The 9,842-nt window shown below is 71.9% G+C and carries 9 protein-coding genes; 4 read left to right on the forward strand and 5 right to left on the reverse strand.

Annotated features, from left to right (window positions below):
* Positions 1-110 precede the first annotated feature (110 nt).
* The gene (locus tag ACWF94_RS23275) at positions 111-371 is read right to left on the reverse strand and encodes a hypothetical protein (protein WP_453491615.1); all 261 of its coding nucleotides are present in this window, start codon (positions 369-371) and stop codon (positions 111-113) included.
* 364 nt (positions 372-735) lie between these two features.
* On the opposite strand from ACWF94_RS23275, the gene ACWF94_RS23280 reads away from it, so the two are divergent.
* Positions 736-1,365 (forward strand): PH domain-containing protein, encoded by a 630-nt coding sequence (locus ACWF94_RS23280; protein WP_453491618.1) that lies wholly within the window; start codon positions 736-738, stop codon positions 1,363-1,365.
* 301 nt (positions 1,366-1,666) lie between these two features.
* The gene (locus ACWF94_RS23285; RefSeq protein WP_453491621.1) at positions 1,667-1,936 is read left to right on the forward strand and encodes a hypothetical protein; all 270 of its coding nucleotides are present in this window, start codon (positions 1,667-1,669) and stop codon (positions 1,934-1,936) included.
* Between the two features lie 149 nt (positions 1,937-2,085).
* Here ACWF94_RS23285 and ACWF94_RS23290 read toward each other — a convergent pair whose 3' ends face one another.
* The 4 genes from ACWF94_RS23290 to ACWF94_RS23305 all read right to left on the reverse strand — a co-directional run bounded on the left by ACWF94_RS23290 (position 2,086) and on the right by ACWF94_RS23305 (position 7,016).
* Positions 2,086-3,288 (reverse strand): hypothetical protein, encoded by a 1,203-nt coding sequence (locus ACWF94_RS23290; RefSeq protein ID WP_453491624.1) that lies wholly within the window; start codon positions 3,286-3,288, stop codon positions 2,086-2,088.
* Positions 3,289-3,638: 350 nt separating this feature from the next.
* Positions 3,639-5,288 carry a phospho-sugar mutase gene (locus ACWF94_RS23295; protein WP_453491627.1) on the reverse strand — a complete coding sequence of 550 codons (1,650 nt, stop codon included), beginning with the start codon at positions 5,286-5,288 and terminating at the stop codon, positions 3,639-3,641.
* A gap of 84 nt (positions 5,289-5,372) precedes the next feature.
* Positions 5,373-6,203, reverse strand: a complete 831-nt coding sequence (locus ACWF94_RS23300) for a purine-nucleoside phosphorylase (RefSeq protein WP_453491630.1) — start codon at positions 6,201-6,203, stop codon at positions 5,373-5,375.
* Positions 6,204-6,578: 375 nt separating this feature from the next.
* A complete protein-coding gene (locus ACWF94_RS23305) occupies positions 6,579-7,016 on the reverse strand; it encodes a gamma-glutamylcyclotransferase (RefSeq protein ID WP_453491633.1) in 438 nt (145 codons plus the stop codon).
* A gap of 207 nt (positions 7,017-7,223) precedes the next feature.
* On the opposite strand from ACWF94_RS23305, the gene ACWF94_RS23310 reads away from it, so the two are divergent.
* Together ACWF94_RS23310 and ACWF94_RS23315 are read left to right on the forward strand one after the other, a co-directional pair.
* Positions 7,224-8,663, forward strand: coding sequence for an NAD(P)H-quinone dehydrogenase (locus ACWF94_RS23310; protein ID WP_453491636.1), 1,440 nt, complete (start codon positions 7,224-7,226; stop codon positions 8,661-8,663).
* Positions 8,664-8,884: 221 nt separating this feature from the next.
* Positions 8,885-9,817, forward strand: a complete 933-nt coding sequence (locus tag ACWF94_RS23315) for a DeoR/GlpR family DNA-binding transcription regulator (RefSeq protein ID WP_453491639.1) — start codon at positions 8,885-8,887, stop codon at positions 9,815-9,817.
* Positions 9,818-9,842: the final 25 nt, after the last annotated feature.

The raw sequence follows: 9,842 nt of genomic DNA on the forward strand, positions 1-9,842 counted from the left end.
CCCCCAGGCGGAGCTGGTCCTGCTCATGGGGCCGCAGCGGAAGCCCATCATTCCGGGGGAGTCAATGTCGACGGTCACCACGCCGGGCGGATACGCGTCCGCCCGGTCCGTCAGCGCCGGGTGGTGCGGGCCTTCCCGGCGGCGATCCGGCGAATATTGCCGAGGATGTCCGGCGCTTGGTCGAACTCCGTGTCCCTGATGTCGACACCGGTCAGCCACCGTGCGACCTCCCTGTCGGCAGCGACCCGCGCGGTCCGCTGCTCGGCGACCAGCGCCTCTACCAGTTGACCGACGGTTGGCCCACGCTCCTCCGCGAGTGCGGCGAACTGGTCGCGGGTCTCGCGGGAGACCTGAATAGTGGTGGTCGTCATGGGGTCACGATAGAGCGCCGACAGGGGGCGCGGGCCTGCCGTGTGCGGGCGCTTGTGGCCTGGGATTGCTTGGTGCGGGGCCTCCGCTGAGGCGGGCTTGGGCTTGTCCGGCTCGGGTGCCTGTGCTTGCGGGGGCGCTGCGGGGCTGGGGCCGGGGTCCGCTCCGGGGTCACGTCGGGACTGCATGATTTACGGCGCGTGGCGGGCTCTTGCCTTATGGCGGGCCCCTCAGCGCCACAAATCACGCTTTACGTCCCGACGCCACCCCTGCGCGTCCCCCTCGCCGCGACCATTAGCCGGTCCCGGTGATCGGCAGGGGCGCCCCGGGAGCAGCGGAAGGGGCGGGTGGGGCAGAATCGGGGGTATGAGCAGCTCGAAGTCGCCCGTGGAGCCCGTCTACGCCGACCGTGTCTTCCGGTCGCCCGCCGGAATGGCCGGTGGCGTACTGCTGCTCGTTCTCGCCGTCTGGCTCGGCGGGGACGCCGTCGTCCGAGGGGACGGACTCACGCCCTGGTTCGCCGTCGCGGTGGTGCTGCTGGCCGCGCCGCTGGTCGTGGCGTTCACGCTGCGGCCGGCGGTGTTCGTCAACGATGACCGGGTGCGGATCAGGAATCCGTTCCGGACGATCACGCTGCCGTGGAGTGTGATCGACGACTTCCGGGCCGGGTACTCCAGTGAGGCCGTCACCAAGGAGGGGACGAAGTACCAGCTGTGGGCCGTCCCCGTATCGCTGCGGCAGCGCAAGCGCGCGAACCGGCAGCAGGCGCGGCAGGAGCGGCGGGGCGGCGTTGAGGGTCGGGCGGACGGTCGTACGGAGGCGGAGGCGCGGATGGCGCGGGCCGACCAGACGATCCATGAGCTGCGGGAACTGGCCGAGCACAACGCCGCCAGGCCCGGCGCACAGGGGGAGGCCCGGGTGCGCTGGGCGTATGAGCTGCTGGGGCCCGCCGCCGCCGGAGCGGTGCTGCTCGTGGTGTTGCTCGCCGTCGGGTAGCGATCAGGGCGCGGCAGCGCCGCCGCTGGGACCGTGGTGAGCGGCCGCTGGGACCGTGGTGATGGGCAACCTTCGTGTGTCCCGGCCCTGTCGTACACCGTGCTTGGCGAGCCCCCGCTCGTGCGGCCTGCCCGCCGGACCGCCGTACGCGGCCAGAGGTTCAGCAGGGGGACGTTGCGGCCGGGTAAGCGTACGGCCGGTTCAGCGCCGGAATGCTTACGCGGCTGAGCGCAGGGCCCTGTTGTTCTTGGTTCGGGGCAGGGCGGCACTGGGTCGCCCTCCCCGATCGAGGAGGATTCTTATGCGCAGGACTCGGGCTCTCGCTGTTGTGGTGTCGTCGGCGGCGCTGCTGGGATTCACCGCGCTGGCCGCCGCTCCGGCCGCCTCGGCGGGGACCGCCGGCAGCGGGTACGAGAAGACGGCGCCCGCTTCCGCCGACACGGGGAAGAGCGATGAGGAGATGCCGCCCGGTGTGGCCATCTCGAAGAACGCGGACGGCTCGCTGGACATCCAGGCACTGACCCAGGAAGAGATCGACGGAGTGGACGGCGACTGGGGCTCCACCAAGTAGCTCCCCGTACGGAGTGCTACGGGGGACGGGGGGTCCCCGGGTCGCTGCCCGCGTGAAGTGGCCCCTGATGCCCGACCGGCGTCGGGGGCCACGGTGCTTCCCAGGGCACGCGAGCCCAGCAAGAGCCATCAGAAGCGGCCCGACGCGGCTCACGGCGGTCCCGGCCAGACCAGGAGCATATGGGCGCCCGCCCAGGCGGATGCCAGGGTCGCGGCGATGAGGACCACGGCCACGGTCACCGGGTTGCGGGCACGGGCGATGGCCCGCGCCAGTGGCAGGAGGAGGGGGAACCCCGGCAGGAGGAAGCGGGCGCGGGGGAAGTACACGCCCGCGCTCCCCAGTACCACCAGGAGCAGCACGCCGGTGAAGACGAGCAGGGCGAGCGGCTGGCGGTCCGCCAGGCACAGGACGTACAGCACCGTCGAGACGATCAGCACGGTGGAGACCAGCAGCAGGAAGACAGCGGGGCGGTCGGCGTAGAGGAACTGCTGCCGCAGTTCGAGGAGCGTCGCCCGGCCGCCGTCCCATTCGTTCTTCCACAGGCGCTGTACGGCGAAGTAGCCGTCCACCCGGCCGACCCGCAGCCCCACCCACGCCACGAACGCCAGCCAGCCCAGCGGGGCCAGCAGGGCGCCCGTCAGGGGTCCCCGGCGTCGCTGGAGCGTGCGGCAGGCCAGCAGGGCGGCCACCGAGACCGCCGCCGCGACCGCGATGCCCGTCGGCCGGGCCAGCCCCGCGAGACAGGCCAGCGAGCCCGCCCACCGCCACTGGCCGGTGAGCACCGCGTACAGCGCCCACGCCGTCAGCGCGGTGAACAGCGACTCCGTATAGCCCATCCACTGCACGACCGCGACGGGCAGCGCACCCCACAGCACCGTGAGCAGGGTGCCCACCCGGCGGCCGTACAGCCGGTCGCCGACCGCGAACACGCCCCAGGCGGCCACGAACGAGCAGCCGACCGCCAGCAGCAGCCCGACGGTGGCGGGAGACCCCGGGGTGATCGCCGCGACCGTCTTGACCAGCGCCGGGTAGAGCGGGAAGAAGGCCAGGTTGTTGTCGTTGATCCGGGTGCCGAGGGTGTCCGTGTAGCCGTCGTCGGCGATCTCCAGGTACCAGCGCGAGTCCCAGGACGTGGCCAGCGTCGGCCAGACGCCATGGCCCTTGGCGTGCGCCAGCCGCTCCACCGCCAGCAGTCCGCAGAGGCGTACCGCGAGATAGGCGGTCAGCGCGGGCGCGGCGGCCCGCAGCGAGTCCAGCAGCCGGCCCCGTACCCCCGGCGGGCCGCCGCCCCCCTCGGCCGGGGGCCGGCGGGAGGCGGGGACGAAGGCACGAACGGTCGCGGCGGGGGACAACGGCGGCTGCTCCTGGACTCGGAAGGCACTGCCGGGGGCTCGGCAGGCACTACCGGGCCACCATTGCCCGGAGTACCGGGCCACCATTGCCCGGAGCGCCCGGGGAGCGTGCCGCGCCGACTCGGAGCCGGACGAGATTCACTCGTACGGTCCGGGATTGGTCCGAGGTGCCCGATAGTTGTTCGGGTCCGGCTGTCGGAAGGGTCCGTTAGTTGTTCGGGTCCGGCTGTCGGATGGGTTCGGTATTGTTCGGGCCTGTCTGCCGGGAAGGACCACTGCCTGCCGGATGGGTCCGGTACCTGTTCGGGCCTGCCTGCCGGATGGGACCGGTAGTTGTGCGGGGCCGTCCGTCAGATGCCCGCCGCTGCGGCGAGATCCTGTTTGAGGTCGGTCAGTACCCGCGCGGCCCGCTTGCGGGCGGTGGGCAGAACGCTCGCGTCCGCGACCGGCACCACGACCTCCAGATAGCACTTGAGCTTGGGTTCCGTACCGCTCGGGCGGACGATCACCCGGGCCGTGAACTCGCCGTCCAGGACATACCGCAGACCGTCCGTGGGGGGCAGCCCGGAAGTCCCCCGGGCAAGATCCTCGGCGCCGGTCACGGTCAGGCCCGCGAGCGCTGTCGGCGGGTGCGAGCGCAGGGTGCGCATCGCGTCCGCGATGACCGAGAGATCCCCGACGCGGACCGAGAGCTGGCCGGTGGCGTGCAGTCCGTGCTCGACGGCGAGTTCGTCGAGGAGGTCGGTGAGGGTGCGGCCTTCCTCCTTGAGTACGGAGGCCAGCTCCGCGACCAGCAGCGCCGCCGTGATGCCGTCCTTGTCGCGTACGCCATCGGGGTCGACGCAGTACCCGAGGGCCTCCTCGTAGCCGTAGCGCAGTCCTTCGACCCGGGCGATCCACTTGAAACCGGTCAGGGTCTCCTCGTACGGCAGTCCCGCCGCCGCCGCGATCCGGCCCAGGAGGGAGGAGGAGACGATCGACTCGGCGAAGGTGCCGCGCGCTCCGTTGCGTACGAGATGGGCCGCCAGCAGCGCGCCGACCTCGTCGCCGCTGAGCATGCGCCAGCCCTCAGGGGTGCCGGGATCGTGGACGGCGACGGCACAGCGGTCCGCGTCCGGGTCGTTGGCGATGACGATGTCCGGCCGGGCCCGGCGCGCGGTCGCGAAGGCGAGATCCATCGCGCCCGGCTCCTCCGGGTTGGGGAACGCCACCGTCGGGAACGCCGGATCGGGCTCCGCCTGCTCCGGTACGAGGACGGGTGCGGGGAAGCCCGCCCGCGCGAACGCCGCCGTCAGCACCTCCGTGCCGACCCCGTGCATCGCCGTGTAGACGACCCGGGCGGTACGGGGGGAGCCGGGGGTGAGGACCGCGTCCGTACGGGCCAGATAGGCGTTCAGCACCTCGTCGCCGAGGATGTCCCAGCCGTCGTCGGCGCGTGGTGCGTCGGCCAGGCGGTGGACGGCGGCGATCTCCGTGGCGATCTCCGTGTCGGCGGGCGGCACGATCTGCGCGCCGTCGCCCAGATAGACCTTGTAGCCGTTGTCGCGCGGCGGGTTGTGGCTCGCGGTGACCTCGACCCCGGCGACCGCGCCGAGCTGCCTTATGGCGAACGCCAGCACGGGGGTAGGGAGGGGGCGCGGCAGTACGGCGGCGCGCAGGCCCGCCGCGACCAGCACGGCCGCCGTGTCGCGGGCGAAGTCGGCCGACTTGTAGCGGGCGTCGTAGCCGATCACGACCAGGCCGCCGCCCCGGCCGCGCTTCGTCAGATACGCGGCGAGACCGGCCGCCGCGCGGATCACCACCGCCCGGTTCATCCGCATCGGCCCGGCACCCAGCTCGCCGCGCAGCCCCGCCGTCCCGAACTGGAGCGTCCCGCTGAACCGCTCGGCCAGCTCGGCGGTCTCCCGTGCCTCGATGAGCCGGGCCAGCTCCTCGCGCGTCTCGGGGTCCGGGTCCTCCGCGAGCCATGCCCTGGCCCGCGCGATGAGGTCCTGCTGCACGGTCGCTCCGCCTCTCGTCTGTGTGGCCTGGGTGGCCTGTGTGGCCTGGGGGGGGGCGCCGCTCCAGGGTGCGCCCGATGGGTGTCAGAGACGGGCCAGGACGCGCGTCAGCAGCTCGCCCATCCGCGCCGCCGAGTCGCGGCCCGCCTGGAGGACCTCCTCGTGGTTCAGAGGTTCACCCGTCAGGCCCGCCGCCAGGTTGGTGACGAGGGAGATGCCCAGGACCTCCGCGCCCGCCTCACGGGCCGCGATCGCCTCCAGGACCGTGGACATGCCGACCAGGTCGCCGCCGATCGCCCGGACCATGTTGATCTCCGCCGGTGTCTCATAGTGCGGGCCCGTGAACTGCACGTACACCCCCTCCTCCAGCGAGGAGTCGACCTCCTTGCACAGGGCACGCAGGCGCGGCGAGTACAGATCGGTCAGATCGACGAAGTTCGCGCCGACGATCGGCGAGGTCGCCGTCAGATTGATGTGGTCCCTGATCAGTACGGGCTGGCCGGGGCGCATGCCCTCGCGCAGACCGCCGCAGCCGTTGGTCAGGACGACGGTCTTGCAGCCCGCGGCGACGGCGGTGCGCACCCCGTGGGCGACGGCGGCGACGCCCCGGCCCTCGTAGTAGTGCGTACGGCCGAGGAAGACCAGGGCACGCCTGCTGCCGATGCGGTACGAGCGGATCCGGCCGCCGTGGCCCTCGACCGCGGGCGGCGGGAAGCCGGGCAGGTCGGTGACCGGGAACTCGGCCTCGGGCTCGCCCAGCGCGTCCACGGCGGGCGCCCAGCCGGAGCCCATCACCAGGGCGACGTCATGGGTCTCGGCGCCGGTCAGCTCGCGCAGTCGAGCGGCGGCGGCGTCGGCCGTGTCGTGGGGGTCGGCGCAGGCGCCGTCGAGGTCCGGATTCACAGATGCGTTCACGCGAATGAGGGTAGCCCGTGATTCCCTACGCGCGTAGATATCTCAGGGTGCGGTGGTGTGATCGTTGTGCTGTTGTTTCCGACCGTCCCGGCTGTTTCCGACTGTCCCCGCGGGGGTGGGGAGGGGGTGGCGTGCGGCCGGGTGGTTCTCGGGCGCTGGCGGAGCGCCGCTCTCGGATTGGATCGCCGCTCTCGGAGCGGTGCGCTCGGATTGGATCGCTGCTCCTGGAGCGGTGCGCTCGGACCGGATCGCCGCTCTCGGGGGCGCCGCACTGGGAGTGGAGCGCTGCTCTCAAGGGCGCCGCACTGGGAGTGGAGCGCTGCACTCGGAGCAGAGCACCGCTCTCGCTCCGGCGCTTATGCCCCGCCCGGGGCCCTAGCAGGGTCGTTTGCGCAGCTCCATCACATAGTCGTGCGGTGCGCCCGCCGAGTCCGCCGCGTCCGCCAGTTCGCCCAGGTAGCGGGCGGAGGGCAGACCGCCTTCGTACCCATTCAGTACGTACACCCACGCCGGCTCCTCGCCGTCCAGCGTGTGCACCCGGACCCGCATGCGCCGGTAGATGTCCATGCCGACGCCCTCCCAGCGGTCCATCGAGTCCTCGTCCATCGGAGCGATGTCGTACAGCGCGACGAAGACCTGCGAGCGCGGCGCCTCCACGATGGTGGCCAGCGCCCCCTCCCAGCCCATCTGCTCCCCGCCGAAGGTGAGCCGCCAGCCGTTGAGCCAGCCGGTGCCGCGCAGCGGGGAGTGCGGAGCGCGGCGGGTCATCAGCCGCGCGTCGAGGTTGCCGGCGTACGCGGCGTAGAGCGACATGAGATCGAGGGTACGGGAGGGGCCAGGGTGGTCGCCTTCGCCGACGTGGCGGCATCCTTCCCCGATACGCGGGAGGTACTCGGGTCGAATCGAGGGACCCGGGAGCGGATAGGTTGAAGCGTGCGGGACAATGGAGTACGTACTCCAGCCCACCGGGACACCCGACCCGGCCCACCCGCAGTGACGAGAGCGCGAGGCGTAACCCCAGTGACCCGGATCGTGATCATCGGCGGCGGACCCGGCGGATACGAGGCGGCCCTGGTGGGCGCCCAACTCGGCGCGGAGGTGACCGTCGTCGACTGCGACGGCCTCGGCGGCGCATCCGTACTGACGGACTGTGTGCCCTCCAAGACCCTCATCGCCACGGCCGAGGTGATGACCACCTTCGATTCCTCCTACGAGGAGCTGGGCATCATCGTCGCCGACGACACCCCGCCCCTTGAGCAGGCCGCCCGCGTCGTCGGCGTGGACCTCGGCAAGGTCAACCGGCGGGTGAAGCGGCTCGCCCTCGCCCAGTCCCACGACATCACCGCGTCGGTCACCCGGGCGGGCGCGCGGGTGCTGCGCGGCCGTGGGCGGCTTGCGGGGCAGCAGGCGATGGACGGCTCCCGCAAGGTGATCGTCCGCGCGGCGGACGGCACCGAGGAGACCCTCACCGCCGACGCCGTCCTCATCGCGACCGGCGGCCATCCGCGCGAGATCCCCGACGCCCTCCCCGACGGGGAGCGCATCCTGAACTGGACCCAGGTCTACGACCTCGACGAGCTGCCCGAGGAACTGATCGTGGTCGGCTCCGGCGTCACCGGCGCCGAGTTCGCGGGTGCCTACCAGGCCCTCGGCTCCCGGGTCACCCTCGTCTCGTCCCGCGACCGGGTCCTGCCCGGCGAGGACCCCGACGCCGCCGCCGTCCTGGAAGACGTCTTCCGCCGCCGGGGCATGAATGTCATGGCCCGCTCCCGCGCCGAGTCAGCCAAGCGCGCCGGCGACCGGGTGGAGGTCACCCTCTCCGACGGCCGCGTCATCTACGGCAGCCACTGTCTGATGGCGGTCGGCGCGATCCCGAACTCCGCCGGTATGGGCCTGGAGGAGGCGGGCGTACGGGTCAGCGACTCCGGCCACATCTGGACCGACAAGGTCTCCCGTACCAGCGCCCCCGGCGTGTACGCGGCCGGCGACGTCACCGGAGTGTTCGCGCTCGCCTCCGTCGCCGCCATGCAGGGCCGGATCGCGATGTACCACTTCCTCGGCGACGCGGTCACCCCGCTGAACCTCAAGACCGTCTCGTCCAACGTCTTCACCGACCCGGAGATCGCCACCGTCGGCTACAGCCAGGCGGACGTGGACACCGGCAAGATCGACGCCCGCGTCGTCAAACTGCCGCTGCTGCGCAACGCGCGCGCCAAGATGCAGGGCATCCGCGACGGCTTCGTCAAGATCTTCTGCCGTCCGGGCACGGGCATCGTGGTCGGCGGCTGTGTCGTCGCGCCCCGGGCGAGCGAGCTGATCCACCCGATCTCGCTCGCGGTCGACAACAACCTGACGGTGGAACAGATCGCGAACGCCTTCACCGTGTACCCGTCCCTGTCGGGGTCGATCGCGGAGGTGGCACGGCAGTTGCACACCCGGAAGGCCACGGGCGGGGCGTAGGCGAGGCGGAGTCGGTTCTCATCAGAGTGTGTCGGGGGCAAAACCGGCGAACCCCGGGCACTTCACTCGGCAGTCGATCAAGTTCGGACGCTCCTATACCACTTCTCGGCTCTTGGTGAACGCAATACTTGTTTTTCGGCGCATAGAGCTGAAAACTATCGGCCGGTCAGGTTACTGTCAGTTTCGTGTTCGCTGCAGAACGTCGCCAATTGATCCTTGAAATGGTGCGCGCCAACGGGGCCGTGTCGCTCCGAGAGCTCGCCCGCGTCGTCCAGACCTCCGAAGTGACCGTACGGCGGGATGTGCGGGCGCTGGAGGCCGAAGGACTCCTCGACCGCCGGCACGGAGGTGCGGTGCTGCCGGGTGGTTTCACCCGGGAGTCCGGCTTTCCGCAGAAATCCCTCTCCGCCACCGCGGAGAAGACGGCGATCGCCGATCTCGCCGCCAGCCTCGTCGAAGAGGGCGAGGCGATCGTCGTCGGTGCCGGTACGACCACACAGGAGCTGGCCCGCCGGCTCGCGCGCGTCCCCGGACTGACCGTCGTCACCAACTCGCTGCTGGTCGCCCAGGCGCTGGCCCACGCCAACCGCGTGGAGGTCGTCATGACCGGCGGGACCCTGCGCGGCTCCAACTACGCGCTGGTAGGCAGCGGGGCCGAGCAGTCGCTCCAGGGGCTGCGGGTGTCCCGGGCGTTCCTCTCCGGCAGTGGGCTGACCGCCGAGCGCGGACTGTCCACCTCCAACATGCTGTCCGCGAGCGTCGACCGGGCACTGGTGCAGGCGGCGGCGGAGGTGGTCGTTCTCGCGGACCACACGAAGCTCGGCGCCGACACGATGTTCCAGACCGTGCCGACCGATGTCATCACCCGGCTGGTGACGGACGAGCCCCCGGCGCACGACGACCGCGCGGCGACGGAACTGCAGGCGCTGGCGGATCAGGGGGTACAGATCACGGTCGCCGGAACCGGAGTGTCTCCCGACACCGATGCGGCCCCGGCCTCCGGGAGACCGCCCCGGCGCGAGGTGCCGCTGCCGGGACAGCGGCGCACCCGGGGTGGTGCGGGTCCGGGGCCGCAGCGGCTGAGCGCGGCCGGGGGGATGGAGCCGGGGACCATGGAGCGCGCCGCCCGCGTCGCCGACCTCCGCCGCCGCTGACCTCCCCCGGGGCTCCGCCCCGGAC

Source organism: Streptomyces sp. NPDC055078 (genome assembly GCF_053607985.1).

What these genes read in the sequence shown, in the direction of transcription:
- ACWF94_RS23275 (WP_453491615.1), bottom strand. Translation starts at nt 371, where the DNA reads ATGACGACCACCACTATTCAGGTCTCCCGCGAGACCCGCGACCAGTTC.
- ACWF94_RS23280 (WP_453491618.1), top strand. Translation starts at nt 736, where the DNA reads ATGAGCAGCTCGAAGTCGCCCGTGGAGCCCGTCTACGCCGACCGTGTC.
- ACWF94_RS23285 (WP_453491621.1), top strand. Translation starts at nt 1,667, where the DNA reads ATGCGCAGGACTCGGGCTCTCGCTGTTGTGGTGTCGTCGGCGGCGCTG.
- ACWF94_RS23305 (WP_453491633.1), bottom strand. Translation starts at nt 7,016, where the DNA reads ATGTCGCTCTACGCCGCGTACGCCGGCAACCTCGACGCGCGGCTGATG.
- ACWF94_RS23315 (WP_453491639.1), top strand. Translation starts at nt 8,885, where the DNA reads ATGGTGCGCGCCAACGGGGCCGTGTCGCTCCGAGAGCTCGCCCGCGTC.